Annotated in this window: 19 protein-coding genes; 11 read left to right on the forward strand and 8 right to left on the reverse strand. The window is 70.8% G+C overall.

Features of this window, described 5'->3' with window-relative positions:
• Nucleotides 1-275 precede the first annotated feature (275 nt).
• From ACFYWM_RS30925 to ACFYWM_RS30935, 3 genes are all read left to right on the forward strand, one after another.
• Nucleotides 276-1,391 (forward strand): NAD(P)H-dependent flavin oxidoreductase, encoded by a 1,116-nt coding sequence (locus ACFYWM_RS30925; protein ID WP_389920724.1) that lies wholly within the window; start codon nucleotides 276-278, stop codon nucleotides 1,389-1,391.
• Between the two features lie 60 nt (nucleotides 1,392-1,451).
• The gene (locus tag ACFYWM_RS30930; RefSeq protein ID WP_389920727.1) at nucleotides 1,452-3,263 is read left to right on the forward strand and encodes a hypothetical protein; all 1,812 of its coding nucleotides are present in this window, start codon (nucleotides 1,452-1,454) and stop codon (nucleotides 3,261-3,263) included.
• A gap of 260 nt (nucleotides 3,264-3,523) precedes the next feature.
• Nucleotides 3,524-6,865 (forward strand): family 16 glycoside hydrolase, encoded by a 3,342-nt coding sequence (locus ACFYWM_RS30935; protein ID WP_389920730.1) that lies wholly within the window; start codon nucleotides 3,524-3,526, stop codon nucleotides 6,863-6,865.
• A 169-nt stretch (nucleotides 6,866-7,034) separates the two neighbouring features.
• Here the strand turns inward: ACFYWM_RS30935 and ACFYWM_RS30940 are convergent, their stop codons facing one another.
• The 3 genes from ACFYWM_RS30940 to ACFYWM_RS30950 form a co-directional block, all read right to left on the reverse strand.
• Nucleotides 7,035-8,261, reverse strand: coding sequence for a cysteine desulfurase-like protein (locus ACFYWM_RS30940; RefSeq protein WP_389920733.1), 1,227 nt, complete (start codon nucleotides 8,259-8,261; stop codon nucleotides 7,035-7,037).
• A gap of 219 nt (nucleotides 8,262-8,480) precedes the next feature.
• A complete protein-coding gene (locus ACFYWM_RS30945) occupies nucleotides 8,481-10,418 on the reverse strand; it encodes an ATP-binding protein (protein ID WP_389920736.1) in 1,938 nt (645 codons plus the stop codon).
• A 69-nt stretch (nucleotides 10,419-10,487) separates the two neighbouring features.
• Entirely contained in the window at nucleotides 10,488-11,303 is an 816-nt protein-coding gene (locus ACFYWM_RS30950; RefSeq protein WP_389920739.1) for a crotonase/enoyl-CoA hydratase family protein, read from the reverse strand.
• Nucleotides 11,304-11,589: 286 nt separating this feature from the next.
• Between ACFYWM_RS30950 and ACFYWM_RS30955 the strand changes: the two genes are divergently transcribed.
• From ACFYWM_RS30955 to ACFYWM_RS30975, 5 genes are read left to right on the forward strand one after another with little or no spacing between them, the layout of a single operon-like run.
• Nucleotides 11,590-13,140 (forward strand): acyl-CoA synthetase, encoded by a 1,551-nt coding sequence (locus ACFYWM_RS30955; RefSeq protein WP_389920741.1) that lies wholly within the window; start codon nucleotides 11,590-11,592, stop codon nucleotides 13,138-13,140.
• Nucleotides 13,130-14,041: a Zn-ribbon domain-containing OB-fold protein gene (locus tag ACFYWM_RS30960; protein ID WP_389920744.1), complete on the forward strand. Its 912-nt coding sequence runs from the start codon at nucleotides 13,130-13,132 to the stop codon at nucleotides 14,039-14,041. The genes ACFYWM_RS30955 and ACFYWM_RS30960 overlap by 11 nt, the downstream gene beginning before the upstream one ends.
• Nucleotides 14,042-15,061 (forward strand): thiolase domain-containing protein, encoded by a 1,020-nt coding sequence (locus ACFYWM_RS30965; RefSeq protein WP_389920746.1) that lies wholly within the window; start codon nucleotides 14,042-14,044, stop codon nucleotides 15,059-15,061.
• Between the two features lie 6 nt (nucleotides 15,062-15,067).
• The gene (locus ACFYWM_RS30970) at nucleotides 15,068-16,219 is read left to right on the forward strand and encodes a thiolase domain-containing protein (RefSeq protein WP_389920748.1); all 1,152 of its coding nucleotides are present in this window, start codon (nucleotides 15,068-15,070) and stop codon (nucleotides 16,217-16,219) included.
• Nucleotides 16,220-16,238: 19 nt separating this feature from the next.
• Nucleotides 16,239-17,825, forward strand: coding sequence for an acyl-CoA synthetase (locus ACFYWM_RS30975; RefSeq protein WP_389920751.1), 1,587 nt, complete (start codon nucleotides 16,239-16,241; stop codon nucleotides 17,823-17,825).
• A 216-nt stretch (nucleotides 17,826-18,041) separates the two neighbouring features.
• Here the strand turns inward: ACFYWM_RS30975 and ACFYWM_RS30980 are convergent, their stop codons facing one another.
• Together ACFYWM_RS30980 and ACFYWM_RS30985 are read right to left on the reverse strand one after the other, a co-directional pair.
• Nucleotides 18,042-18,983, reverse strand: a complete 942-nt coding sequence (locus ACFYWM_RS30980; protein WP_389920754.1) for a methyltransferase domain-containing protein — start codon at nucleotides 18,981-18,983, stop codon at nucleotides 18,042-18,044.
• Nucleotides 18,980-19,573 carry a DUF2249 domain-containing protein gene (locus ACFYWM_RS30985; RefSeq protein ID WP_389920757.1) on the reverse strand — a complete coding sequence of 198 codons (594 nt, stop codon included), beginning with the start codon at nucleotides 19,571-19,573 and terminating at the stop codon, nucleotides 18,980-18,982. Before ACFYWM_RS30985 ends, ACFYWM_RS30980 begins: the two co-directional genes overlap by 4 nt.
• Before the next feature lie 137 nt (nucleotides 19,574-19,710).
• Here ACFYWM_RS30985 and ACFYWM_RS30990 point away from each other — a divergent pair, with 137 nt between their 5' ends.
• Both ACFYWM_RS30990 and ACFYWM_RS30995 read left to right on the forward strand, forming a co-directional pair.
• Nucleotides 19,711-20,160, forward strand: a complete 450-nt coding sequence (locus tag ACFYWM_RS30990; RefSeq protein ID WP_389920760.1) for a hypothetical protein — start codon at nucleotides 19,711-19,713, stop codon at nucleotides 20,158-20,160.
• 135 nt (nucleotides 20,161-20,295) lie between these two features.
• Nucleotides 20,296-21,027, forward strand: coding sequence for a hypothetical protein (locus ACFYWM_RS30995; RefSeq protein ID WP_389920763.1), 732 nt, complete (start codon nucleotides 20,296-20,298; stop codon nucleotides 21,025-21,027).
• Nucleotides 21,028-21,075: 48 nt separating this feature from the next.
• On the opposite strand, the gene ACFYWM_RS31000 is transcribed toward ACFYWM_RS30995, so the two are convergent.
• Together ACFYWM_RS31000 and ACFYWM_RS31005 are read right to left on the reverse strand one after the other, a co-directional pair.
• Complete coding sequence (locus ACFYWM_RS31000; RefSeq protein WP_389920765.1) at nucleotides 21,076-21,870, reverse strand: sensor histidine kinase; 795 nt, start codon at nucleotides 21,868-21,870, stop codon at nucleotides 21,076-21,078.
• A gap of 549 nt (nucleotides 21,871-22,419) precedes the next feature.
• Nucleotides 22,420-22,851 (reverse strand): hypothetical protein, encoded by a 432-nt coding sequence (locus ACFYWM_RS31005; protein ID WP_389920768.1) that lies wholly within the window; start codon nucleotides 22,849-22,851, stop codon nucleotides 22,420-22,422.
• Nucleotides 22,852-23,308: 457 nt separating this feature from the next.
• On the opposite strand from ACFYWM_RS31005, the gene ACFYWM_RS31010 reads away from it, so the two are divergent.
• Nucleotides 23,309-24,538, forward strand: a complete 1,230-nt coding sequence (locus tag ACFYWM_RS31010; protein WP_389920771.1) for an XRE family transcriptional regulator — start codon at nucleotides 23,309-23,311, stop codon at nucleotides 24,536-24,538.
• A gap of 119 nt (nucleotides 24,539-24,657) precedes the next feature.
• Here the strand turns inward: ACFYWM_RS31010 and ACFYWM_RS31015 are convergent, their stop codons facing one another.
• Nucleotides 24,658-27,000, reverse strand: a complete 2,343-nt coding sequence (locus ACFYWM_RS31015; RefSeq protein ID WP_389920774.1) for a DUF4132 domain-containing protein — start codon at nucleotides 26,998-27,000, stop codon at nucleotides 24,658-24,660.

Genomic DNA, 27,000 nt, shown 5'->3' on the forward strand with positions numbered 1-27,000 from the left:
CGGGGGGTGCGCGGGCTCCCGGTACTGGCGGCGCCCCGGGGGGGCGGGCGGGGCCCCCGCCGGGGGCGACGGCCCCCTGACGAAAGTAAGGGGGGCGCCGGGGGCCCCCCCCCCGCGGCCTCCCTCTTTTCGCCGTTCCGGGTACGCCATCACTGGAACGCGTTCCACCTTTTTCCCGCTTCATTACTCGCGAGTAGCTTAGGGTTCCAGGGAGAAGAAATATTCTGGAATAGAACACGTTGCAGTTCGTTCCCGGCCGGTCGTACAGTCGGGGTATGCGGACACGTGTTACCGACATGCTCGGTATAGAGTTGCCGATCTTCGCTTTCAGTCACTGCCGTGACGTCGTCGCCGCGGTCAGCCGCGCGGGGGGCATGGGCGTGCTCGGCGCCCTGTACTTCACCCCCGAGGAGCTCGAGATGGAGCTCAAGTGGATCGACGACCACGTCGACGGCAAGCCGTACGGCGTCGACGTGGTCATGCCCGCCTCCTACGCCGGCTCCGACCTCGGCGTCGACTCCCCCGAGGACCTCGTGGGACGGCTCCAGGGGATGATCCCCCAGGGGCACCGGGACTTCGTCGACGGCCTGCTCGCCGCCCACGGCGTGCCGCCGCTGTCGGCCGACGCGGACGCGGGCAGGGTGCTGCTCGGCTGGACCGACGCCACCGCCCGCCCGCAGGTCGAGGTGGCCCTGCGGCACCCGATCGCGCTGCTCGCCAACGCGCTGGGCCCGCCCCCCGCCGACGTGGTCGAGCAGGCCCACGCCAAGGGGGTGAAGGTCGCCGCGCTCGCCTCCACCCCCCGGCACGCGGTCAAGCAGGTCGAGGTCGGCGTGGACATCGTCGTGGCCCAGGGCACCGAGGCGGGCGGGCACACCGGGGAGATCTCCACGATGGTCCTCATCCCGCAGGTCGTGGACGCCGTCGACGTCCCCGTGCTGGCCGCGGGCGGCATCGGCGACGGCCGCCAGATGGCGGCAGGGCTCGCGCTCGGCGCCGAGGGCGTGTGGACGGGGTCGATCTGGCTCGCCGTGGAGGAGGCCGACACCTCCGAGACGGTCAAGCGCCGCATCCTGGAGGCCACCTCGCGCGACACCGTGCGCTCGCGGTCCTGGACCGGCAAGCCCGCGCGGCTGCTCAGGAACGAGTGGACCGAGGCCTGGGAGTCCCAGGAGTCGCCCGGCACGCTCCCGATGCCGCTGCAGTTCATGCTGATCTCCGACGCGCTCCGCCGGATCGGCCGCTCCGACGCGACCGAGCTGGCGACCTTCCCCGCCGGGCAGATCATCGGCACGATGAACCAGGTCAGGTCCACCCGGGACGTCGTCTTCGGCATGATCGAGCAGTACGTCGAGACAATGGAACGATTGGGCCGCATTACCGACGAGTAGGTAGCTCATACCTGGACGAATGGGCTAAGAACTCATCAGAGCCGATGAGTTTGGAGAACGATGGCGTCGCCCCAGGTCACCGACCGTGCCCCCAAGCCCCCGACGAGGGCCGCCCGGCCCTTCCCCGGGAGCCGGCGGGTGCTCGGCGCCGCGCTCGTCCTCGTCACGGCCCAGCTCGTCTGGCGGGCCCTGGTCCTGCAGCGGGGTGGTTTCTTCGGCGACGACCTCAACATGGTGGGCCGGGCCGCGGCCGAGCCGTTCGGGCTCGACTACCTCTTCGGCGTCTACTCCGCGCACGTGATGCCGGTCGGGATGATCGCCAACTCGGTCGTCACCTCGCTCGGCGCGTACAACTGGACGGTGACCGCGGCGGCGCTGCTGCTCTTCCAGCTCGCCGCCTCGCTCGCCGTGTACCGCATGCTGCGCGTGCTGTTCGGGGCCCGCTGGGCGATCCTGGTGCCGCTGTCCCTCTACCTGTTCACGCCGCTGGCCCTGCCCGCCTTCTACTGGTGGGCGGCGGCGGTCCAGGCCCTGCCGCTGCAGATCGCCATCGCGATGGCGGTCGCCTCCCACGTGACGTTCCTGCGGTCGGGGCGGGGCGTGGACGCGGTCGTGACGGGCCTGTGGTTCCTGTTCGGGCTCGGGTCCTTCCACCTCAAGGCCGTCTTCGCCATCCCCCTGCTGCTCGTGCTGGTCACCGTCCTGTACTTCCCGGTCCGCGAGCGCCTGCGCTCCCTGGCGGTCGTGTTCGGCGCGTACGCCGTCATGGCCGGCGCCTACTCGGTCCTGTTCGTCCTGCAGCTCGACCGCCTGCACGGGCAGAGCATCGGGGCGCCCGCGTCGGAGGTGGCGGGCCGGGCGACGGCGCGGATGCTGGGCGTCACCCTCCCGGTCCTCGCGGCAGGCGGCCCCGGGCCCTGGTGGTTCAAGTTCTACGCGGTCCCGCCGCAGGTGATGATCGGCGCCGCCTGGGCGCTCGTCGCGGTGGTCGTCGCCGTCACCCTGTTCTTCCGGCGCGGGGCGTGGAAGGCGTGGCTGATCATGGCCGTCTACCCGCCCGTCCTCATGGTGCCGATCCTGGCCGGGCGCTCCCTGGACCGCGCCCTGGGCGAGGAGGCCCGCTACCTCGCGGACGTGACCCCGGTGATCGCGCTCTGCCTGGCGCTGGCGATGCTCCCGCTGCTGGGCGAGGCGCGCCCGTACCGCAGAAGGATCCCGGCCCGTGCCGCCGTCAGGACCGCCTGCGCGCTGCTGGCGGCCGGGGTCGCCGCCTTCTCCGTCTACTCCGCGCACAGATACGTGACGGGGACGGAGCCGGGACGGGCCGAGATCCGCTCCTACCTCGCCTCGGTGCGGAACACGCTGGCCGCCGCCCCGCCGGGCAGCGACGTCTACCCCCAGCAGACCCCCTACGACCAGTTCGGCTTCGGGTACGGCGACGAGGGGCTCAGCAACCTCACCCTCAGCCCGCTCGCCCCGCCCGAGCTGGCCGCCCTGATGCGCAACCCCCGGCCCGCCGCCGCCCCGCTCGTGCTCGACCGCTCCGGGCGCCGTCTCCTCCCGGCCCGTCTCACCGGCCCCTACGTCGCCGCCCCCGGAGGCTGCTTCCCCCAGCGGGGCGGCCTGATCTCGGTCCCCCTCTCGCACAAGGGCGGCATGGTCGTCCTCGGCCTGGACTACCGCTCCAGCGCCAGGACGGCGGCCTACGTGCGCGTCGGGGAGCAGGAGACCGAGGTCGTCTTCGAGCCGGGAGCCGGCAGGATCCACATTCCCTTCACCGCCCCCGGCGCCTCCGTACGGCTGGAGATCCTCTCGGCCGATGTCCAGGTCTGCGTCATCGGCGGCCTCTTCGGCGGCCCGGTTCCGCGCTAGAAGGGTGATTCCGGGGCATCCCGCCCCTTAGGGAGGCGACATCACACCCTTCTGCTGTGATGAGTGCGACTTTCGTCGATTTATGGCAGAAAGGTATGGGCAAGTCGAAGATCTTGCCTTAGATTACGGCGCAGAGCAGCGTTAGCCTCCTGCGTCACAACGAAAGAGACCCGGCGCCCGCCGTCCGATCGGCCATACCGGCGGTGCCGCAACCCCCCGTGCCGCGTTCGACGCGGCACCTCACCGAGATGGGACCGGCCATGCGGAAAATACCCCTGTTATCCGTCTCACTGCTCACCGCGCTCTCATGGCTCGTCGTACCAGCTCAGGCGCAGGCGGCGGTGCCGCCGCAGCAGCCGGGTGTCACCCTGCGCACCTACGACGTCCAGGTCGAGCTGTCCAAGCTCTGCACGCTCAAGCCCGGCCAGACGCCCAACGTGGACAAGCTGATGCCCACGATCGACTGGACCTCCGACGCCGACTTCGGGCTGGTCGACACGTTCGTCACCGAGGCGATCGGCAACATCTCCATCGCCACCGCGGGCACGTACGAGTTCCGGCTCACCAGCGACGACGGCTCCCGGCTGCGCATCGACGACACCGTCGTGATCACCAACGACGGGCGGCACGCGCCGATCGCCGTGGACGGCACGATCAACCTGACCACCGGCTACCACGCGCTGCGCGTCGACCACTTCGAGCACCTGTACGGCCAGCAGCTCAAGCTGGAGTGGAAGCCGCCGGGCGCCTCGGGGTTCACCGTCGTGCCGAACTCGGTGCTGAGCACGGACGCCGACGTGGTGCGGGTCACCGCCCCGGGGCGCAAGGAGTGCGAGAGCGGCGCCGACTCCCCGGGTGACGGGCTGCCGCTGGAGTCGGTGCACCCCGACTTCACGCTCACCGACCTGCGACCGGCCGGTTTCGAGCCGCAGGTGAGCGCGATGGACTGGCTGCCCGACGGCCGGCTGGCGATCGCCACGTGGGGCGGCTCGGAGAAGACGCTCGGCGAGGTCTACCTGCTCGACAAGGTCACGGGCGACACCTCACCCGCGAAGGTGACCACCAAGAAGATCGCCAGTGGGCTCCAGGAGCCCATGGGCATCAAGTACGTGGACGGCAAGCTCTACGTGTCGGAGAAGTCCCGGCTGGTGGAGCTGAACGACACCAACGGCGACGAGGTCGCCGACAGCCTCAGGACCGTGGCGACCTGGCCGTTCGGCGGCAACTTCCACGAGTTCGCGTTCGGGATGCTCTACCGCGACGGCCACTTCTACATCAACCTCTCCGTCGCCATCAACTACGGCGGCGCCACCACCGACCCGCAGCCGGCGCGGGACCGGGGCACGACCATCAAGGTCAACAAGGCCACCGGCGAGATCGAGTACGTCGCCGGCGGCCTGCGCACGCCCAACGGGCTCGGCTGGGGCCCGGAGGACGAGCTGTTCGTCATGGACAACCAGGGCGGCTGGCTGCCCGCCTCGAAACTGGTGCACGTCAAGAAGGACCGGTTCTTCAACCACTACACCAACCCCGACGGCCGGTTCGACAACAACCCGGTGACCGCGCCCGTCCTCTGGCTGCCGCACAACGAGATCGCCAACTCCCCCAGCACGCCGCTGCTCCTGAAGGAGGGCAGGTTCGCGGGGCAGATGCTGTTCGGCGACGTCACCTACGGCGGGCTCCAGCGCGGCTACCTGGAGAAGGTCAACGGCGAGTACCAGGGCGCGGTCTTCCGCCTCACCCAGGGTCTTGAGGCGGGGATCAACCGCATCAGCCTGGGTCCCGACGGCGCCATCTACACCGGAGGCCTCGGCGCCGGCGGTAACTGGGGCCAGACCGGCAAGCTCACCTACGGTCTGCAGAAGCTGACCCCCGGCGACAACAAGGCCTTCGACATCCTGAGGATGCGCGCGATCAAGGACGGCTTCGAGCTGGAGTACACCCAGCCGCTGTCGGACGCGACCGCCGCGTCGCTGGCGGCCAAGTACCAGGCCGTCCAGTGGCGGTACGCCGCGTCCTCCACCTACGGCGGCCCCAAGGTGGACGAGGAGCCGCTGCCCGTCACCTCCGCGGACCTGAGCTCCGACAAGAAGAAGGTCACGCTGAAGCTCACGGGCCTCAAGCCGGGGCGCGTGGTGCACCTGCGGTCGCCGCGCCCGTTCAGCTCGGCGTCGGGGCAGCCGCTGTGGAGCACCGAGGCCTGGTACACCCTCAACTCGATGGTCGACGGACCGGAGACGGACACCGTGTACGAGGCGGAGAGCGCCTCGCACAGCGGCGGCGCGAAGCTGAACACCGACCACCTGAGCTACTCGGGAAGCGGCTTCGTCGACGGCTACCAGAACGTGGGAGCGGCCACGCAGTTCGCCGTACGCGTGCCCAGGGAGGGCACGTACCACGTCGGCCTGCGCTACTCCAACGGCCCGAACCCCGCGCCCGGCACCAAGTCCCTGAGCGTGTACGTCAACGGGACCAAGGTCAGGCAGGTGCCGCTGCCCAGCACGGGGACGTGGGACCTGTGGGCCACCCGGGTCGAACCGCTCACGCTGAGGGAGGGCACCAACCTCATCACCTACAGGTTCGACAGCGGTGACGTGGGCAACGTCAACCTGGACTCCGTCACCGTGGCCGCGCAACGGGTGTTCGAGGCGGAGAACGCCACGCTGTCCGGTGGCGCGAAGGCGAACCAGAACCACCCGGGCCACACCTACAAGGGCTTCGTCGACGGCTACTGGAACCAGGGCGCGAGCACGTCGTTCTCCGTGTGGTCGGACTCGACCGGCACGCACAACGTGGGCCTCCGCTACGCGTCCGACACCGGCAGGACGGTGAGCGTGTACGTCAACGGCACCAAGGTCAGGCAGGTGCGGCTCGCCGCCACCGGCGGCTGGGACGCCTGGGCCGTCCAGACCGAGCCGCTCCCCCTGGTCCGGGGCACGAACACGATCGCCTACAAGTACGACTCCGGCGACTCGGGCAACGTCAACCTCGACCACATCTCCGTGTCGAAGGCGGAGCGGATCACGCTGTTCGACGGGTCCAGCCTGGCGGCGTGGGAGAAGCGGGCCGGCGGAGCGGCCACCTGGCCGGTCGCGAACGGCTCCGTGGAGTCCTACGGCGGCGACATCCGCACCCGGCGGACGTTCGGTGACTTCAAGCTCCACGCCGAGTGGTACGAGCCGGAGTACCCGCCGAACGTGACCGGGCAGCAGCGCGGCAACAGCGGCATCTTCCTCCAGGAACGCTACGAGGTCCAGGTCCTGGAGTCGTTCGGCGACACCACACTCGCCGCCAACGAGGCGGGCTCGATCTACAACAAGCGCGCGCCCGACCGCAACATGGCCACCGCCTCGGGGACGTGGCAGACCTACGAGATCACCTTCCGCGCGGCCCGCTACACCAGCGCGGGAGTGAAGACCGACAACGCGCGGGTCACGGTCGTCTGGAACGGCGAGGTGGTGCACAACGACGTGGCCATCGACGGCGGCACGGGCGACAACATCCCGGAGAACGCGGCGACGGGCGCGATCCGCCTCCAGGACCACGGCGACGCGGGCGAGAACCCCCGCTTCCGCAACATCTGGATCGAACCGGTCTCCTGACCTCGTCCGGCCGGCGGGCCGTCCCGTGCTCAGCGCGGGGCGGCCCGCCTTTCGTGTGGGGCGGGCCGCCCTTTGTATGGGGCGGCCCGCCGGGCCATGGGCGCGCCGCGAGGCCCTCGCCCTCCCCGCTGTCCGCCCGGGAACCGGGCTCCGCCCGTGGCGGTGCCGTTCACGACCGCTCGGGCCGTACCGCCCCTCCGGCCAGTTCCCGGACGCCCTTGAGGAGCCTGTCGACGTCGGACTCGTCGGTGTAGGGCGCGATCCCGGCCCGGACCGCCCCGGCGTCGCCGAGGCCCAGGCGGCGGGAGCACTCCAGCGCGTAGAAGTTGCTCGCGGGCGCGTTGACGCCGCGCTCGGCCAGGAAGCGGTAGGCGTCGGCGGGCCTGAGGCCGTCGACGGAGAACAGCGTCGTGGGGGTGCGGCGGCGTGACGCCGAGCCGTGGACGGTCACCCCGGAGATCCCGGCCAGACCGGCGTCGAGCCGGTCGAGCATCGCCCGCTCGTGCTCCTCCAGCGCGGTCATCGAGACGGTCAGGCGCTCGCGCCGGGTCCCCTCACCCGGCACGAGACCGGCCAGGAAGTCGACGGCCGCCGTCGTACCGGCGAGCAGCTCGTACGGCAGCGTGCCCAGCTCGAAGCGCTCGGGCACCGCGTCGCTGGAGGGGAGCAGCTTGTCGGGGTGGACGCTCTCCAGCAGGCCGGGGTCGGCGGCGAGCACGCCCAGGTGCGGCCCGAGGAACTTGTACGGCGAGCAGGCGTAGAAGTCGGCGCCCAGCTCTCCGACGTCGACCAGGGCGTGCGGCGTCAGGTGCACGCCGTCGATGTAGAGCAGCGCCCCCGCCCCGTGCACCCGCTCGGCGATCGCCGGGACGTCCGGGCGGGTGCCCAGCAGGTTCGACGCGGCCGTGACGGCCACCAGCCTGGTGCGCCCGCTGAGCAGGCCGGCGACGGCCTCGACGTCCAGCTCGCCACTGGCCGGGTCAAAGTCGGCCCGGCGCACCGTGACCCCGCGCGCCTCGGCGGCCTGCACCCAGGGCCGGATGTTCGCGTCGTGGTCCAGCGTGGTGACCACGACCTCGTCACCGGGCCCCCACTCCTTGGCGAGCGCGCGGGCCATGTCGTAGGTGAGCTGCGTCATGCTCCGGCCGAACACGACCCCCTCGGGCGTGGCGCCGAGCAGGTCGGCCATCGCCCGCCGCGCCCCGGCCACGATCCCGTCGGCACGCCGCTCGGCGGCGGTCTCCACCCCCCGGTTGGAGACCGCGGCCCGCAGCGCCCCGGCCACGGCCTCCGCGACCACCGTGGGCACCTGCGAACCCCCCGGCCCGTCGAAGTGCGCCGCGCCCTCGTCAAGCGCGGGAAAGTGCGCCCGTACGGCCGCCACGTCGTATGCCATGAAACCTCCAGGATCGCTGTCGACATCGGTGTTCCGCCAGGCGTCCCCGTTGGATCTGCCCTTCACGGTACGAGGCCGGGGGCCTGTCCTCAAACCTTGGGCAGCGGGTTTGGGTGTTCGGGAAATCGGCGGTTTCCGCTGTCAGCGGAGATGAGCTGTTTCCCGAACAGCCGCCGAGCGTGAGGGTGAACCAGGTCAGCGTCTTTCCTCCGGAAATCGTTACGCCGGCCCGGCTGCCTGGGGGATCACCGAGCCGTGGACCCGCCTGAGATACTCCATCGCGTGTTCCGTGGCCGGATCGTGGTTCAGGCGGTCGCGGTAGAAGTGGAGACGGTCCTCGCAGTCGTCGATGATCTCGCTCCACGTCCTCGCCCAGATGCGGATGCCGCCCTCCCACTCGGCGATGCACCCCGGCGGGCGGTTCGGGGCCGTCGCGTCCCTCCGGACGATGTCGTCCATCTGCGTGGAGACGACCCAGAAATCCCAGGAGACACCGGCATCGCGGAACTGGGAATCCTCGGCGACCGCCTGTGCGTAACTCTTGATCTGGCCGACCTCCGCCTGGCCGATCCTCACCTTGGGAGCCTTGAGTTCGACGACGAGGTGCTCTCTCCCGGAACTTCCCCGGTGCGCCTTGCCCTGCATGAGGTCGACGATTCCCTGCCGGCCGTCCTCCCTGCGTACCGGATGGAGCCGCTCGGTCTCCGGATCCCGGCCCAGAGCCCTCAGATGACGAACGAGCACCGCGTCCAGGCTCTGGTCGCTGACCATAAGGGCGTACGCGTCCCCGAACACCCAGGTCTCACGCTCCAGGAGCTTGTGAAGCTCGCTCCGTTCCTTGAGCGTCCTGCTCATCTCCGGCTCGAACAGGAGTTTCTTGAGCGCGGCGACGAAGTCCAGCCGGTCGGCCACCTGCCCCGTCGCCTTGATCACCTCGGAGAGGCTCGTCCGCTGCAGGAGGCGCTTGAGCTCCTCCTGTTCCGACTGCGGCAGCCGGAACAGCTCGTCCAGCACCGGGTAGAGCCCGCCGGGATCATGGGCGATGATCTCCTTGAGGAGCCGGAGGGTGGTTTTCCGGCTCTGCTGGGAGCCGGGAAGGCGGCGGGCGATCGTGGTCGCCACCTCGTCGAACATCTGACGCTCGACCGCCTGCGCGGGCTCAGTGGGTTCCCCGGGGTAGGGGTAGACGTCCTCCTGCTTCCACTCCTGGATCTGCCGGGCCCTGCGCTGGCGGTCGCGGTCACGGAAGTGTGAGCGCAGCTTCTCCCTGGCCGCTTCGAGCAGGCCGGAGATCTCGTCCAGCTCCGCCAGATGCAGGTCGTTCCGGCGCTCGACGAAGCCGTCCCACAACAGGTACGCCGTGAAGTGGTAGCCCGGGGCCTGGATTCCCGGCGAAACCTCGTCCAGGACCACGCCGTTGGCGTCACAGAGGGCGAGCACCCGGCCCACGTCCTTGCGCCACTCGATGACGCGAAGGAGCGGGGCCGGCTGTTCGGGAGCGCTCTGCCAGGAGACGGGATACTGCTCCATGTCGGCCCAGACGGTCGCCGGATCGAGTCGCTTTCCCTGGTAGACGATGCTCACATCGGGGTTCGCGGCGAGAAAGGGAGCGAAGATCGAGGCCAGTTGCTGCGCGGTGTCGTCCTGGACCAGCCGGCTGACGTAGCCCGCGGGCACCGACGCCTCGACCCGCGTCCCGGCCGGGGCGTCCAGATACTCCGGTTCGGAGATGTCGAAGTCCGCGGGCCGGTCGATGGTGCCGCTGATGATCGTACGTTCGGTCCGGCCGTCGACCGTGGTGGCGACCGTGACCCACCGCACCTGCTCACCCAGCGCGAACGCCCGGAGCCTTCCCTGCCCGCTGTGGCCGTGCAGCCCGCGCTTCAGTTCGGACGAGACCCTGGCCTTGGTCTTCCACGAACCGCCCAGCCCGCTGAAGTTCTTCTCGCAGGAGGCGTTCGGCATCCCGTGGCCGTCGTCGCCGACGCTGACGTACTCGATGCCGCCCAGTTCGTTGGTCTCGACGTCCACCGTGATGGTGCAGGCCTCGGCGTCCAGCGCGTTCCAGATCATCTCCGCGACCGCGCCCACCGGGTCCTTCAGGCGGGCGAGGCGAAGGAGGTGATCCGGCTTGGCCTCGATGTGAATCGTGCGCACACGGTCACTATCCCAGGCCGTGTACGAGATCGCGCGGAAGACCGCCGTACGGGAAAACCATGAAGGGGGTCATTCGCCCCGGTAGGCGGCCGGGCGCTTCTCCCGGAAGGCTCGGGAGCCCTCCTTGGCGTCCTCGGAGCCGATGACGGGCCAGCCGATGGTGTCGGAGACCTTCAGGGCCTCGGCCTCGGGCAGGCCCAGGGTCTCGCGGTAGGTGCGCAGGATGGCCTGGACGGCGAGGGGGCCGCACTCGGCGATCTGGGCGGCGATCTCCAGGGCGGCCGTCAGCGCCTCCCCGTCGGGGACGACCCGGTTCACCAGGCCCATGGCCAGCGCCTCCCGGGCGGTGACGGCGCGGCCGGTGAGCAGGATGTCCATGGCGAAGGCGTACGGGATCTGGCGGGGCAGGCGGATCGCGGAGCCGCCCATGGGGAAGAGGGCGCGGCGGGCCTCGAACAGGCCGAGGGTGGCGGACTCGGCGACCACCCGCATGTCGGTGCCGACGAGCAGCTCGGTGCCCCCGGCCACCGCGTACCCCTCGACCGCGCAGACGATCGGCTTCGTCGGCAGCGCGCCGGAGTCGCGCAGCAGGCCCTTCCAGTGGAAGTCGGGGATGGCCGCGGCCCGCTCCCGCACCCGGGCGTCCTGCGACGGGCTGCCCATCGCCTTCAGGTCGGCGCCCGCGCAGAACGTCCCGTGCGCGCCGGTGAGCACGGCGACGCGGACCTCCGGCTCCTCCGAGACGTACGCCCAGGCGTCGGCCAGGCCGACCAGCATGTCGGTGGAGAGCGCGTTCTTCGCCTCCGGCCGGTCCATGGTGACGACCACGACGTGACCGTCACGCTCGACCCGGCAGTGCGGCGTGCTGATCGGCAGGAGTTCCACGGGACGACCTCCGTTGATTCACCAGGTGCCTGATGGGAAATTCTGGACTCGTGGCGTTCCCGCCCGGCTCCCCGAGAGGGCGGGCGAAGGGGTGCCGATCCTGCATTGAAAGGGTGGGGCACGGGCTGAGTCAAGCGCTTGCTAGGCGTACCTCACGGGGTTAGTCTGCCCATGCGTACAAGAACAGATTCTTGTTCTGAATACCCCGTTCCGCCAGGGCTTGTCGCGATAAAGAGAACGTGATTCACTCCGCCGTGCCGAGGCCTTTCCACCGAGAGGATTTCCGATGGGTACGCTCGGTTTCTGGAGATTGGCGCAGGCGGACCCCGACTGGGTGGCCGCCGTCGATCCGGACGGTACCGAACACCGCGCCGGCGACCTGCTCGCCCGCGCCAACCGTCTCGTCCACGGCCTGAGGGAACTCGGCCTCAAGGCGGGCGACGGTGTCTGCGGGCTGGTGCCCAACGGCTCCGACGGGCTCACCCTCTATCTCGCCGCCCTGCAGGCCGGCTGGTACTACACACCGATCAACTGGCACCTCACCGGCCCCGAGATCGGCTACATCGTCGCCGACAGCGAGGCGCGCGCCTTCTTCGTCCACGAGCGCTACGCCGAGGAGGGCCTGCGCGGCGCCGCCGAGTCGGGCCTCGCCGCCGAACGCCTCTTCGCGTTCGGGCGGGTCGAGGGGGCGCGGCCCGTCGAGGAGCTGACCGCCGGGCAGCCGGACACCGCCCCCGCCGACCGTACGGCCGGCGCCACCATGCACTACACCTCCGGCACCACCGGCAAGCCCAAGGGCGTGCGCCGCCCGCTCAGCGGCATGGACCCGGACGAGGCCGCCGGGCTGATGACGTTCCTGCTCACCCTGTTCGGCATCACCCCGGGCGAGGAGAACGTCCACCTGGTCACCTCGCCGAACTACCACACCGCCGTCACCCAGTTCGGGGGGACGGCCCTGCAGATGGGGCACACCCTCGTCTACATGGACAAGTGGGACGCCGAGGAGACGCTCCGGCTCTGCGAGAAGTACCGGGTGACCAACTCGCACATGGTCCCCACCCACTTCAAGCGCCTGCTCGCGCTCCCCGCCGACGTGCGCTCCAAGTACGACCTCTCCTCGCTCAGGTGGATGATCCACGCCGCCGCCCCCTGCCCGGTCCCCGTCAAGTGGGCGATGTTGGAGTGGTGGGGCGACTGCATCTACGAGTACTACGCGGCCACCGAGGGCGGCGGCACCATCGCCACCCCGGAGGGCTGGCGCAGCCACCCCGGCACCGTCGGCACCGCCTGGCCGATCAGCGAGCTGCTCATCGTGGACGAGAACCTGGAGCCCGTCCCGACCGGGACCCCCGGCACCATCTACATGAAGATGCTGGGTGTCCAGTTCGAGTACAAGGGCGACCCGGCGAAGACCGCGGCCAACCGGCTGCGCGACCACTTCACCGTCGGCGACATCGGCTACCTGGACGAGGAGGGCTACCTCTTCCTCTGCGACCGCAAGGCCGACATGATCATCTCCGGCGGGACCAACATCTACCCGGCCGAGATCGAGAACGAGCTCATGGTCCACCCCAAGATCGCCGACGTGGCCGTGTTCGGCATCCCCGACGAGGAGTGGGGCGAGCAGATCAAGGCCGTGGTCGAGCCCGCGGCCGGTGTCGCCCCCTCACCCGAGCTGGCGGCCGAGCTCATCGAGTCGCTGCGGGGCCGCCTGTCGAAGATGAAGTGGCCGAAATCCGTCGACTTCATCGCGGAGATGCCCCGCGAACCCAACGGCAAGCTCCTCAAACGCAAGCTGCGTGACCCGTACTGGGAGGGACACGAACGTGCCATCTAGCGAAGACACTCCGGCGCCGCTGCGGGCGCGGCACGTGCTGGAGTTCCCCGGCGGGTACACGCGCACGACGGGACCGGTGATCGGGCGCTTCCTCACCGAGCTGCGGGACGGGCGGCTCGTCGGGGTCCGCACCGCGGCCGGGCGCACGCTGGTGCCGCCGCTGGAGTACGACCCGGAGACCGGCGACTCCGTGACGGACGAGTTCGTCGAGGTCGGCCCCGCCGGAACCGTGGAGAGCTGGGCGTGGGTGACCACCCCCAGGAAGAACCACCCGCTGGACCGGCCGTTCGCCTGGGCCCTGATCCGGCTGGACGGCGCCGACACCTCGCTGGTGCACGCGGTGGACGCCGGGGACGCCAGGGCGATGCGCCCCGGGCTGCGGGTGCGCCCCCGCTGGCGGGCCGGGCGCACCGGGCACATCACCGACATCGAGAGCTTCGTCCCCGAGGTCACCAGGATCGTCTCCGAGGTCAGCGCCGAGTACACCGTGACGCCCGGCCTGGCGCTGACCCGCTTCCTTCAGGGGGTCGCCGAGGGCGTGTTCATCGGCTGCCGGTGCGGCAGCTGCCACAAGGTCTACGTGCCCTACCGACTGTCCTGCCCCGAGTGCGGGGTGGCGATCACCGAGGAGACGGTCGTCCCGGACACCGGCACGATCACCACCTTCGCCATCAACAACCTGCCCGACCCCCGGGCCCCCGAGGTGCCGTTCGTCTCGGCGTACATCCAGCTCGACGGCACCGACATCCCGATGATCGCCCTGGTCGGCGGGATCCCGGCCCACGAGGTGCGCCAGGGCATGCGGGTGCGGGCCGTGTGGGTGCCTGAGGAGGAGCGGACGATGTCCATGTCGAACATCAAGTGGTTCGCCCCCACCGGCGAGCCGGACGCGGAGCTGTAGATGCGGGAGATAGCGGTCGTCGCGTTCGCGCAGACCCGGCACAGTGCCGTCGACGAGGGACAGAGCGAGGCCGAGCTCATCCTGCCCCCGCTGGAGGAGGTGAGGGCCGCCACCGGGCTGCGCAGGTTCGGGTTCACCTGCTCGGGCTCGTGCGACTACCTGGCGGGCGCGCCGTTCTCGTTCGTCTCCGCGCTCGACGCGCTCGGCGCCTGGCCGCCGATCTCGGAGAGCCACGTCGAGATGGACGCGGCCTGGGCGCTGTACGAGGCCTGGGTGAGGCTCCAGCACGGCGACGTCGACTCGGCCCTGGTCTACGGCTTCGGCAAGTCGTCCCAGGGGGACCTGCGGGAGATCATGACGCTCCAGCTGGACCCGTACTACCTCGCCCCCCTCGGGCTGGACCAGGTCTCCTTCGCGGCGCTGCAGGCGTCGGCCACCGGGGCCGGCCGGGCCGAGCTGGACGAGATCGTGCGGCGCAGCCGCGCCGACGGCAGGGCGAACCCCTACGCCCTCGACCTGCCCGACCCCGCCGGGGAGGAGGCGGAGGTCGCGCCGCTGCGGCCGTACGACATCGCCCCGATCACCGACGGCGCCGCCGCGGTGGTGCTGGCGGCCGGTGACCTGGCCAGGGAGCTGTGCGAGCGGCCCGCGTGGATAACGGGGATCGCCCACCGCATAGAGCCGCATTACCTGGGCATGAGGGATCTCGCCCGGTCGACCTCCGCCGCCGACGCCGCACGCGCGGCGGGGGTCGGCAAGGGTGACGTCGACGTGGCCGAGCTGCACGTCCAGTTCAGCCACGAGGAGATCGTCCTGCGCGAGGCGCTGGAGCTCCCCGAGGGCACCCGCGTCAACCCCAGCGGCGGCCCGCTCGCCGCGAACCCGGTCATGGCCACCGGCCTCATCAGGATCGGCGAGGCGGCCGGGCGCATCATGGACGGCACCGCGGGCCGCGCCCTCGGGCACGCCACGAGCGGCCCCTGCCTCCAGCACAACCTCGTCACCGTGATGGAGGCTTAGAAGACCATGGGCAACCCTTGTGCCGTCATCGGTGTCGGCCAGACCCACTACACGACCAAGCGGCGCGACGTCTCCCTCGCCGGGCTGGTCCGCGAGGCGGCGCTGCGCGCGCTGGAGGACGCGGGCCTGACCTGGAAGGACATCGACGCGGTCGTCATCGGCAAGGCGCCCGACCTGTTCGAGGGCGTGATGATGCCCGAGGCATATCTCGCCGACGCGCTGGGCGCCGCGGGCAAGCCGATGATGCGGGTCCACACGGCCGGGTCGGTCGGCGGGTCCACCGCGCTCGTCGGCGCCTCGCTGATCCAGGGCGGCGTGCACGACCGGGTGCTGGTGGTGGCCTTCGAGAAGCAGTCGGAGTCGAACGCGACCTGGGCGCTCTCCACCCACCTGCCGTTCAGCGCCTCGCTGGTCGTCGGCGCGGGCGGCTACTTCGCCCCGCACATCCGCGAGTACATCCGCCGCTCCGGCGCCCCCGAGCACATCGGCCACCTGGTGGCCGTCAAGGACCGGCGCAACGCGCTGAAGAACCCGTACGCCCACCTGAGGATCCCCGGCATCGACCAGAAGATGGTCGAGTCGACGCCGATGCTCTGGGAGCCGATCCGCTACCTCGACACGTGCCCGTCCTCCGACGGCGCCTGCGCGATGGTGCTGGCCGCGGAGGACAAGCTCACCGGCAGCACTCCGGCATGGGTGCTCGGCGCGGCCTCGCGCTCCGAGCCGATCTTCCGCGCGGGCCGCGACACCGTGAACCCGCAGGGCGGCAAGGACTGCGCCGCCGACGTCTACCGGCAGGCCGGGATCACCGACCCGCGCCGGGAGATCGACGTGGCGGAGGTGTACGTGCCCTTCTCGTGGTACGAGCCGATGTGGCTGGAGAACCTCGGCTTCGCCGCCGAGGGGGAGGGCTGGAAGCTCACCGAGTCCGGGGCCACCGCCCTGGACGGCGACACCCCGTGGAACGCCTCGGGCGGCGTGCTGTCGAGCAACCCGATCGGCGCCTCCGGGCTGATCCGGTTCGCCGAGGCGGCGCTCCAGGTGCGGGGGATGGCGGGGGAGCACCAGGTGGACGGCGCCAGGCGGGCCCTCGGGCACGCCTACGGGGGAGGCGCGCAGTTCTTCGCGATGTGGATGGTCGGCAGCGACAAACCCTGATCCCCCAGGAGGGGTGCGAATGGAGTTCAACCACGCGGATCTGTTCGAAGGAGTCGCCGACGCGGTCGGGGGGCGCACGGCCGTCATCTGCGGGGACCACCGCATGACCTACGCCGAACTGGACGCGCACGCCAACCGGCTCGCGCACTTCCTCCAGGGCAGGGGGGTGCGCCCCGGGCAGCACGTCGGGATCCACCTGTACAACGGCATCGAGTACGTGGCCGCGCTGCTGGCCGCCCTCAAGATCCGGGCGGTGCCGGTCAACGTGAACTACCGCTACGTCGAGGCGGAGCTGCTCTACCTCTACCGCGACTCCGACATCGTGGCCCTGCTGTTCGACGTGGAGTTCGACGCCCGGGTGGCGGCCACCGCCCCGGACGCCCCCGCCCTGGAACACCTGATCGCGGTGGGCGGACCGTCCCAGGTCGAGGGCGCGGTGCCGTACGAGGAGGCATTGGCCGGGCAGCCGGAGACGCGCGGGTTCCCCGAGCGGTCGGGCGACGACCTCTACATCATCTACACCGGCGGCACGACCGGCATGCCCAAGGGCGTGATGTGGCGCACCGAGGACCTGTTCTTCGCCTTCGGCGGCGGCAACCCCTACGGCGAGCCGCGCGCCACCCCGGCCGAGGTGGTCGAGGCGGCCGTCGAGGCGAGCGAGATGACCATGATGGCCGCGGCCCCGCTCATGCACGGCGCCGCCCAGATGGGCACCTTCATCACCTGGTGCATGGGCGGCACGATCGCGTACGTCCGCAAGTTCGACGCGGCCGACGTACTGCGGACGATCGAGCGGGAGAAGGTGCTGACGCTCAACATCACCGGGGACGCGATGGCCCGGCCGCTGGTCGAGGAGATCGCCACCGGCGCCTACGACCTGTCCTCGCTGTTCGTGCTGAGCTCCACCGGCGCGATCCTCAGCGGCTCGGTGCGCGAGCGCCTGGAGGAGCTGCTGCCCGGCAAGATGCTCATCGACAGCTTCGGCTCCACCGAGTCCGGCTACACCGCCTCGGCGGTGCCCGGCTCCTCTCCCGAGTCCGGGCTGCGCTACCAGGCGAACCCCCAGGCCACCATGGCCGTGCTCAACGAGGTCCTGGAACCGGTCAAGCCCGGCTCGGAGGAGATAGGCACCGTGGCCAGGACCGGCCGCATCGCCTCCGGCTACTACAAGGACGAGGAGAAGACGGCCCGTACCTTCGTGACGGACAGGAACGGCGTCCGCTGGCTGCTCACCGGGGACATGGCCAAGGTCGAGGAGGACGGCACCATCGCGATCTTCGGCCGGGGCTCCGCCTGCATCAACACCGGCGGGGAGAAGGTCTTCCCCGAGGAGGTCGAGGCGGTGCTCAAGGGCCACCCGGCGGTCTTCGACGCGGTGGTGACCGGCATCCCGGACGAGCGGTGGGGCAACCGGGTCGCGGCGGTGATCGAGCCGCGCCCCGGCACGTCGCCGACGGCCGAGGAACTGGAGGCCCACTGCCGGGAGAAGATCTCCGGCTACAAGGTGCCCAGGGTCTTCGCCTTCGTCGACGAGATGGTCCGTTCCCCGGCGGGCAAGGCCGACTACCGCTGGGCCAGGACGACCGCCGAGGCCGCCCGTTCCTGACGCTCCCTTCCGTGTCACCCACCCCCCGGCGCCCCCCGGTGCCCCCTGGCGAGCCGATGAGCGGTCAGGGGCCCGGCGGCGGTTCGCGGGCGATGACGGCGACGGCGGTCAGGGGCCCGACGGCGGTACGAGGGCGACGGTGAGGGTTTTCCAGGGATGACGGCGACGGCGATCAGGGGTCCGGTGAGGGTTTTCCGGGGATGACGGCGACGGCGGTCAGGGGTCCGGCGAGGGTTTTCTGGCGATGACGGCGACGGCGATCAGGTGGTCGCGGTGAAGGCGGAAGGTGCGGCGCATGGCGAGGACGCGCCGGCGGGCGTCGGGATTGGCGAGCAGGTTCCGGACGAAGCGCAGCGCGCCGAGCGGGCCCTCGTCGGCGACGATCCGCCGGGGCCGCAGCAGGGCCATGGGCGCGGTGTCGACCCGCTCGACGACCAGTCCGTGCGCCTGGAGCAGGGACCGCCATTCGGTGATCGTCTGAGGGCGGGCGTTGACCTTGACGGCCCGGGCGAGAGCCTGGCGGATGCCCGTCTTGACCGGCTCGGGCAGCGAGTCGGGAGTGAGCCCGAGTTCATGGATGGCGTAGCGGCCGCCGGGCCGCAGCAGGCGGGCGGCCTCGGCGACGACGGTGTCCTTCGCCCAGTCGCTCCGCATGGTGAGCATGGCCTCGCCGATCACCACGTCGGCCGAGGCGTCGGGCAGCCCGGTGGCGGCGGCGTCGCCGAGGACGGCGGTGCCGTGCCCGGCGACGACGCGGCCGACCGCGGCCACCGCCACCGGGTCCTGCTCGACGCCGAGGTAGGAGCGCGGGTGCCGGTCGAGGATCTCCCGCGCGGTACGCCCGAGGCCCGGGGCGAACTCGACCACGTCGGCACCGGTGATCTCCGCCCGTGCCAGGAGGACCCGGGTGAGTTCGGCACCGCCGGGGCGCAGGACGCGTTTGCCCAGGCGGGCGAGGAGGGAGTGGCCCGGCGCGTCACCGTCGGCGCGGTCGCCCGGCAGGGACGCCCCGCCGGTCGGGCGTGGTCCAGGGCCGGTCGCCGATGGGTTCGAGTCGCCCGCTCGTGGTGCGGGGCCGGTCGTCCGCGGCCCGGGGCCGGCTGTCTGCGGCTCGCGGCCGGTCGTCTGCGACTCGGGCGGGAGCGGGACCGTGGTCATCGGACGGGGCTTCCGACGACGGGCGCCAGCACCAGGGCCTGACGGCCGCGGTGGACGGTGAGGTAGCTCAGCCCGTCGGGCCCGGCGGTGAAGGCGCGCCTGGACCGCCTCGGCAGCCACACCAGCTCGCCGGGCCGCAGGTCCAGGGTGTCGAGTTCGGTGGTGAGCAGGCCGGTGCCGTGCAGGACGTGCAGCAGGACGTCGAGGTCCGGGCCGGTGTGCGCGTCGATGGTGGCCTCGGGGGCGAGCTGGATCACGTTGGCGTCCAGGTCGCGCTCGCGCATCCCCAGTTTCCAGGCCGCGCCGGTCACGCCAGGGGTGACCGTGCCGGTGTCGTGCAGGACGCGGGGCAGCGGGGTGGCGGCCAGTTTGGTGATCCGGATCCGCCAAACCTTGGGGCCCTTGTCGAGATAGTCCCAGCCGTAGCCGCCGGGGTACTCGGCGTCGAACTCGTCGTGCAGGTGCCGGGGATCGTGGTTGTTGACCAGCACGAAGGAGCCGCCGACGGCGAGGGCCCCGTAGGTCGCGAAGATCGTCGGATGCTTGTCGGGCTTGGGCAGGGCGCGTACGTCAAGTTCCTGGTCGTCCATGAGATTTCCTCTCGTTCCCCCTATTTATACAATAACTTTTTGTATAAACTCAAGTCCATGACCCAAGTGATCGGACGACGACGTCTGGACGTGCTGGGCCGGGCCCGCGTGGAGGAGTGCCGGGGGGAGGGCACGTCATGAGCGAGATGCAGGCGCTCTCCATCGGCGCCGCCGTGACGTTCGTCTGGCTCGGCATGGTGCTGGCGATCTCGTTCCTGGAGGCGCCGCTGAAGTTCCGCGCCCCCGGTGTGACCACGAAGATCGGGCTCGGCATCGGGCGGCTGGTCTTCCGCGCCCTCAACACGGCCGAGACCGTGCTCGCCGCCGTGCTCCTGAGCGTGCTGGCGGTCGAGACCGCCGTCGTCTCCGGCCTCCCACCGGCCGGCGCCGTCACCCCGGCGGCGGTCGCGGTCGTGACCCTGGCCGTGCAACTCGCGGTGGTACGGCCACGGCTGATGCGCAGATCCAACCGGATCCTCGCCGGACGGGACGCGCCGCGCTCGAAGGGCCACCACGCCTACATCGCCCTGGAGATCGTGAAGGTCGTCGCCCTGGGCTCCGCCGGGGTCATGCTCCTGGTGAGCTGACCCTCACCGGTGTACGGCCCACCGGTCCGACGAGGTCCGAAGAGGGCCGGGAAGGTCCGGGAAGGTCCGGGAGGGGGATCGCGTACCTCGGTGGGGCGTGAACCGCCCGGGTGCCCGATCCGTTTCCGGGGTGTGATGCGTTTTCTGCGGACCGCCGTCCTGCTCCCGTTCCTCCTCGTGATCGGCTGCTCGGGAAACGGCACCACCGCCGCCGTCGAGACCGCCGCGCCCGCCGGGGAACGGCCGGGTGCCGTCGTCGTCCGGTACGTCAGCTGCGGCGGGATGACGTGCGAGGGCGGCGACAGCATGAGCGTCACCGCCGACGGGCGGGCCGTCTCGCTGCGCGACGCGGAGCTCGTCGCCGTCCCGCTCCCGGAGGCCGAGCTGCGCGACCTGCGGGCCGGGCTCGTCGAATCCCTGGCCGGGCGGGAGGGCACGATCGACCGTACCGGAGGGGCCACCGACCAGCCCTTCGCGGTCGTCACCGTGATCGACTCCGGTGGGAAGACCCACGAGACCCGGCTGGAGGGGACGCCGACGCCGGAGGACGCGCCGGTCGTCACCGCGACCGAGCGCCTCTCGAAGCTGACCGCCAGGATCCGCTCCACCGGCACCCCCGACGTCACCGCGCCGATCACGGTGACGATGTACGAGGACCCGAGCGCCCGGCCCATCCGGCAGGCGACCTGGCCCGAGGGCGTCACCACGCCGATCGAGGCCGGGACCGGCGGCAACTTCGGCACCCTGACCTACCGGGGAGGCGAGGCGACCACGCTGCGCGCGGCCCTGGGTAAGGCGGGGGACAACGTGACGGTGACGGCCGGGGGCAAGACCGTGATCGCCCGCTGGGAGGCTGTACTTCCCTGATCGGGAGATCTTTTGCAGGGCAGTCCGGCTCGTGTCACGGCCGGTAGGTCAGCCGCCGCGATGGCCGTTGCCCGACACGCCGGCCGAGGACATGGACACGGCCGGGCTGGCCAGGGGAAGGCGGACGACGAAGCGGGTGCCGCCCAGCGAGGAGTCCTCGACGTGGATCGTGCCGCCGTGGGAACTGACGATGTCGCGGGCGATCGTCAGGCCCAGGCCGGTGCCGCCGAGATCGCGGGAGCGGGCCTCGTCCAGCCGGATGAACCGGTCGAAGACGCGCTGCCTGTCGGCTTCGGCGATGCCGGGACCGTCGTCGGCGACGGTCAGGACGGCGTAGCGGGAATCGTTGCTCAGCTCGACCTCCACGACGTGTTCGGCGTGGCGCTGGGCGTTGTCGAGCAGCTCGGCGAGCATCCGGCCGATCTTCTCCGGAGCGGCCTTCACGAGGATTCCCGGCCGGCAACGCAGGTTGATCCTGTGCTGGTCCACCCGCCGGTAGACCTGCATCTGAAAGATCTTGGCCAGGTCGATCGCCTGGCACTCGCCGGCGCCCGTGCTCGCCTCCAGCTCCGCGAGAACGAACAGGTCGGTCACGATCGCCTGCAGCCGGTCGACGTTGCTCAGCGCGTGCGAGAGAAGATTCTCCAGGTCGGTGTTCTGGGGGTTGAGCGCGGCCTCTTCGAGAGAGACGCGCAGGCCCGCGATGGGAGTACGCAGCTCGTGGGAGGCGTCGGCGGCGAACCGGCGCTGCCGGCGGATCTCACGGCTCAGCTTGCATCGCATGCCGGTTATGGTGTCTTCGAGTTTGTCCAGCTCTTCGACGCATTCACGTAGATCGGTCATGTCCGGATTTCTCCTGCCCCTGACCTGCTGTGGGCCATTGAGAGCTTGCGTTTGGTTCCGCTCCGGCCTGGTGTCCGGGACGCGGTGACGCTCGGTGGGCGTCTCACCCATCTGGATGAGCGTTTCAGCTCGGAGATCTCCCTGCGGGGAGCACGAACCTTCGCTACCTGGTCATTCGATCCCGCGCTGTCCCATGGATGTCAACGGCCAGCCATATGCTTCCCAAGCCTTGGCCGGGGCGATCGCTGCGGCTCTTGGCCGCGCACCACCGCTTGCGAGGGGTATGGGCGCGACGGCACCGGAGGCTGTCGCCGTGCCGTCGCGCTGTTCTCGGAGCGTTGATCGGCTCAGGGCCTGGTTCGCCACAGGTCGAGATCTACCCGCTGTATGCGGTCCCACAGTTCGGCGGCACTACTGGCGTGGACGGTGCGGCACCGGGCCGGGTCGGTGCACTCCCATGCCTCGAACCGGCGGAAACGCAGGCTCCAGATGATCCACCAGGTGGGTGCGTACCGCTGCACCTGTTCGGCGGCGCGTGTCGCGTCGGCGTCATCGCGGGACGACATGGTCGGCCGTGAGGGCGTCGGCGAGCAGTGGCAGTTCGCTCTCCAGCACGCTGGTGGCGGGACGGGCGCGCAGGATCGTGTGGTGCTCGGCGAGCTGTTCGGCGGCGAGGGGCAGCGTCAGCTCGGAGCTGAGGAGGGGCGCGCCGGAGTCGCTGAGCTCGGGGCCGGTCCACCAGAACCTCTCGCCGTCGGTGTAGGCCAGCAGCCCGAGGAAGACGGACACGATGGCGTTGCCGGAGCGCAGCTCGTGCACGTCGGCCTTGATGCCGTAGACGTCGTCCAGGACGGCGGCCAAGTCCTCGGCGCGGCGTAAGGCGGGCGGCGATTCGGTGGTCGGCGGCGCGGCGGCGCACGTCTGGGACGGGGACACATCGCCGCGCCTGCTGGTGGGATCGTACTGCGAGGTCGCGTTCATGCCGCGACCTCTCGCCGGCAGGGCTGGTGCCGCCAGGACGGAGGGGTGTCCGGGGAACAGCCATGGCCGATGCCGAGCCGGTGGCGCGAGTCGAGGCGCTCGGCCATCAGCGCACCGGACGGCTGTGTGTACTCGTGGTCGGCGCTTCGGCCGGGGCAGCCGTGCGCGTAGGGGGCGTGCCCGCAGCCGGCGCAGCCCATCGGCAGAGGCGGCGCGTCGGTGAAGCAAGCGCAGTGCCTTGCTGCAGTTCGGTCGAGAACCGGAGCATTAGGGTTGTTCACGGGTCAGGAGAGCCTTCCTGATCAAGGGGCCCGTCCCGGTGTCAGCTACCGGTGGCGGGCTCCGCTTTTCTGTCGCGTCTCTTCACATCCAAACGCTGCGTAACCTGCCCGGTACAGGTGCACGTGGGGGACACTGGGGGACAGGCGGATGTCCCTCATCCCACGGAGGTGCGCTCATGGCCGCTGATGACCTGCCTGGATGGGCCTTACGGTTACGCACCGAACGGCACGATCGGCTGTGGGGTCAGCGCGAGATGGCGCGCGAGCTCATCAAGGCGGCCGACGGGCACACCGCCTTGCCGTCCACGGAGTCCGTCATACGCCGGATCAAGGCGTACGAGGCCGGGCACAACCAGCCGGACGAGCCGTACCGAACGCTGCTGTGCCGCGTGTTCGGGCTGAGTGAGGCCGAGCTGTTCGGGTCTGCGGACATGCCGCTTCCCGCTCTCGCCCTGCCGTCTCTCGCGCCCGACCCGGAGTTGTACGAACGGATCACGAAGGCGATCGGCGAACCGCGACGGGTGGACCTGGAAACGATCGAATGGCTGGAGCGCTGCCTCGCCGAGCATCGCCGCGCCGAGGACACGATGGGCAGCCGTCCTCTCATGCCCGTGGTCCGCGCGCAGCTCTCCACCGTGACCGATCTCGCCCGGGGCGTGTCCGGGGCGCCGGGCGACCGGATGGTGAGCATGGCCGCCCAGTACGCCCAGTTCCTCGCGTGGATGTGTCAGGACTCCGGCGATCTGGCCGCCGCGCTGGCGTGGTACGACCGCTCCCACGGCTGGGCGCTGGAGGCGGGAGACGCAGCCCTGGCCGCTACGACGCTCAACATGCGGGCGCACCTGTCATGGAGTGTCGGGGATCCACAGCGCTGCGTACGGCTGGCCGAGGCGTCTCGCTGGCACGACGGCCGCACAACCCGTGGCGTGCGGGGCATGGCCGCCCAGATGGCCGCTCGCGGACACGCGCAGATGGGGGAAGCGCAGGCCACGCGCTCCCTGCTCGGTGAGGCCGAGGAACTCATCAAGAGCGCGGCCGAGCGTCCCGACGACGAGCCGCCGTGGATGTACTTCTATGACGAGGGCTGGTTCCTCATGCAACGAGGTATGGCCGAGTTGGAGCTCGGCGACGGTCGGCGCGCGGTGACGCTTCTTGAACAAGGGCTGTCAAGGCTTCCGGAGTCGTACCGGCGCGACCGCGCGTGGTTCGGGGCATGCCTGGCGCGTGCCCATGTGATCGCGAGTGAGGCCGGAGCCGCGACGGAGACGGCGCTCAGCGTCGCGCCCGACGCCGTGGCCGTGAACACCTACGCCGTCCGGGACCTCCGGAAGGTGGCCAGGCTGCTCGACCGGATGCGCGCGCCTGGCGCGCGGGACATCGAAGAGGCGCTCTCGATGTCGGCCTGACCGGCAGAACGCCTCGCCGATGACCACCGGTTCGTCGCCGTACGGCGACGTCATGGAGCCGGTCGGCAGCGCCGGCCGCACGCGGAGATCGCGACGCGGCGAGACCCTACGACGGTCGTTCAGCCGAGTTGCCGGGTGATCGTCGGGTCGGTGATCGCCGTGTCGTCGGCCAGGAGGTACGCCTTCGAAAGGATCACCGACAGCGTCCCCCCGTCGTCCTCGAACGGCAGGAACTCCGATCCGGCCGCGCGCCCGTTCGCCGGGACGATGCACAGGTACGTGTCGTTGGGCTCCATCAGGATGTTCGTCGACCCTAGATGGATCTTGTACGTCCTCAGGTCACCCCGTACGAGAAGGAATCTGTCGGTCAGCTCCACCCGCGAGGCGATCTTCAGTTTCGGCAGCAGCCGTACCAGCGCCTCGCGCCGGGTCCTGGCCGTCTCCGCCAGCTCGCCGAAGCCGTGGGAGTGCCAGTAGCGTTCGTGGCCGGTCAGCGCCTGGTCGTCGCGGGCGACGGAGGCCACACCCACGGCGAGGTCGGCCTCGCGGAGGATCTCCGACAGCACCAGCGGCGGCAGATCGGCCATCGACGCCGGTTGCCCGTCGCGGTGGAAGGTGATGCCCTCGGTGGCGCACAGCATGGTGGTCCCCTCCCCGGGGGCGGAGACGATGTGCATGGCCCAGCGGGCCTGCCAGCCCGCCAGGTCGCGCACCACCTCGCCCTGGTCGCCGCCGTTCACGTAGTCCCAGTTGCCGATCGACCGGCCGGTCCAGCCGCGCTGGCCCAGAAGGGTCCGGGCCTGGCCGTAGCGCAGGACGTGGCCGGCGAAACGGTTGGAGAAGGTGCCGGTCCGCTCCTCGGCGGGGGTCAGCAGGTAGAGCTCGCGGAAGACCTGCTTGAACGGCTGGCGTACACCATTCTCAAGAAGACGGTCGCGCCACGCCGCCACCTCGTCGGCGGTCGCGTGGATCGGGTGCCACAGGCCTGCCACGGCGTCGGGGGCGGGTCGGTGGCCGGCCAGTTCCCAGCCGTCGGCGGTCTTGACCGGCAGGGCCGCGGGGCCGCCGGCGATCTGCCAGAGCAGGGTGCGGGCGTAGGGGCCGGTGACGGGATGGTCGAGGAAGTACTCGGTCACCTCACTCCAGCGCCACGTCCGTTCGTGGACGATCGCCTGTTCCAGGCGGGACCGCTCGGCCGCCTGGGCCAGTTTGAGCTCCTTCAGGACGGCCCGCAGATCGGACAGCTCCGCGCGCAGATCCTTCGGCAGCGACTTGACGGTCTTGCCGGCGGCGTTCACGTAGCGCAGGGCGGGCACGTCGGCGCACAGCCTGACCCGGTAGTCGCCGATCTGCTCCTCGCGGACGCCGTCGGTGTCCAGGCCGAAGGTGGGGACCGTCCGGTCGAGCAGTTGCTCGCGGGTCAGCCCGTTCTCGTCGGCCACCGCGTCGAGGGCGAGGCTCAGATTCCTCTGTACGGACCTCGCGCGCACCTTCGCCTGGATCCTGGACAGCGGGACGATCACGTCGAGGCCGCCCCTGCGGGCCAGGACGCCGACGGCGGCGTTGGTGACGGGTTCGCAGCGGCACGTGGAGCCCATCCCGTTGCTGCCGGTGCCGCAGGTCATCGCGACGTCGGTGACGAGCGAGGTCACCCAGCGCTCGTCGATGACCTGGCAGGTCCACAGGATGCCGCGTACCACGACGATGGTCTCCTCCTTGAGGAAGACCTTGTCCCGCCACTCCTCGTCGCCGTGGCGGACGACCCGTTCTCCACCCCGGTAGGCCACCAGCCGCGTGAGCAGCTCGCGGACCAGGGCGATGGCGCCGGGGGTGAGCATCCGTGAGGCGTTCCTGAGCCATCGTGCGCTGGGTCTGGTCGAGCGGGCGGTGTTCCAGTGGCGGAACAGCGGCAGCACCTCGGCCAGGCGCGGGCCGTACTCCTCGGCCAGCATGCGGGCGAAGGGGTCGGTGTCCCCGATCTCGGTCCGGACCGCCCCGGCCGGGCCGTGCTCGGCGGGTTCGGTGAGCAGCTCGGTCACCTGCCCGGCCAGGAGCGCCCGCGCGTCCTTCAGCCGCGATGCCGACATCAGCCCGCGCAGCAGGTCCCGGCGCAGCCGGTGGTCGAACCGGCGGACCGCCGCGAGCGGGATCCGGAACAGCTCCTCGTAGCGGGTGTGCCCCAGCCGCACCCAGTACCCCGTCCGTTCCATGAGGTAGTGCGCTTCCTGGTAGGTGAAGTCGATGTCGCGCCCGGCCACCGACCGGACCACGCGCAGCACCCGCTCGTCGTAGTCGTGGCCGCCTTCCGGCCCGAGCCAGAGCCTCATCTGCGCGTAGGTGCCGTAGACCCGCCAGTCGACGTCGGGGCCGGGGTCGAGTCCCCGCTCGGTGAGCTCGTCGAACCGCTGGTAGGCGGCCCTCGTGGCCGGGTCCAGGTAGTCCCATCTGCCCGCTGGCGTCAT

This window comes from Streptosporangium sp. NPDC002721, assembly GCF_042888905.1.
In the GTDB taxonomy this organism is placed as follows: domain Bacteria; phylum Actinomycetota; class Actinomycetes; order Streptosporangiales; family Streptosporangiaceae; genus Streptosporangium.

Coding starts and splice junctions, on each gene's coding strand:
- ACFYWM_RS30965 (WP_389920746.1), top strand. CDS start 14,042: ATGCGGGAGATAGCGGTCGTCGCGTTCGCGCAGACCCGGCACAGTGCC.
- ACFYWM_RS30935 (WP_389920730.1), top strand. CDS start 3,524: ATGCGGAAAATACCCCTGTTATCCGTCTCACTGCTCACCGCGCTCTCA.
- ACFYWM_RS30985 (WP_389920757.1), bottom strand. CDS start 19,573: ATGGACGACCAGGAACTTGACGTACGCGCCCTGCCCAAGCCCGACAAG.
- ACFYWM_RS30990 (WP_389920760.1), top strand. CDS start 19,711: ATGAGCGAGATGCAGGCGCTCTCCATCGGCGCCGCCGTGACGTTCGTC.
- ACFYWM_RS31000 (WP_389920765.1), bottom strand. CDS start 21,870: ATGACCGATCTACGTGAATGCGTCGAAGAGCTGGACAAACTCGAAGAC.
- ACFYWM_RS30940 (WP_389920733.1), bottom strand. CDS start 8,261: ATGGCATACGACGTGGCGGCCGTACGGGCGCACTTTCCCGCGCTTGAC.
- ACFYWM_RS30970 (WP_389920748.1), top strand. CDS start 15,068: ATGGGCAACCCTTGTGCCGTCATCGGTGTCGGCCAGACCCACTACACG.
- ACFYWM_RS30975 (WP_389920751.1), top strand. CDS start 16,239: ATGGAGTTCAACCACGCGGATCTGTTCGAAGGAGTCGCCGACGCGGTC.
- ACFYWM_RS31005 (WP_389920768.1), bottom strand. CDS start 22,851: ATGAACGCGACCTCGCAGTACGATCCCACCAGCAGGCGCGGCGATGTG.
- ACFYWM_RS31010 (WP_389920771.1), top strand. CDS start 23,309: ATGGCCGCTGATGACCTGCCTGGATGGGCCTTACGGTTACGCACCGAA.
- ACFYWM_RS30925 (WP_389920724.1), top strand. CDS start 276: ATGCGGACACGTGTTACCGACATGCTCGGTATAGAGTTGCCGATCTTC.
- ACFYWM_RS30930 (WP_389920727.1), top strand. CDS start 1,452: ATGGCGTCGCCCCAGGTCACCGACCGTGCCCCCAAGCCCCCGACGAGG.
- ACFYWM_RS30980 (WP_389920754.1), bottom strand. CDS start 18,983: ATGACCACGGTCCCGCTCCCGCCCGAGTCGCAGACGACCGGCCGCGAG.
- ACFYWM_RS31015 (WP_389920774.1), bottom strand. CDS start 27,000: ATGACGCCAGCGGGCAGATGGGACTACCTGGACCCGGCCACGAGGGCC.
- ACFYWM_RS30955 (WP_389920741.1), top strand. CDS start 11,590: ATGGGTACGCTCGGTTTCTGGAGATTGGCGCAGGCGGACCCCGACTGG.
- ACFYWM_RS30995 (WP_389920763.1), top strand. CDS start 20,296: ATGCGTTTTCTGCGGACCGCCGTCCTGCTCCCGTTCCTCCTCGTGATC.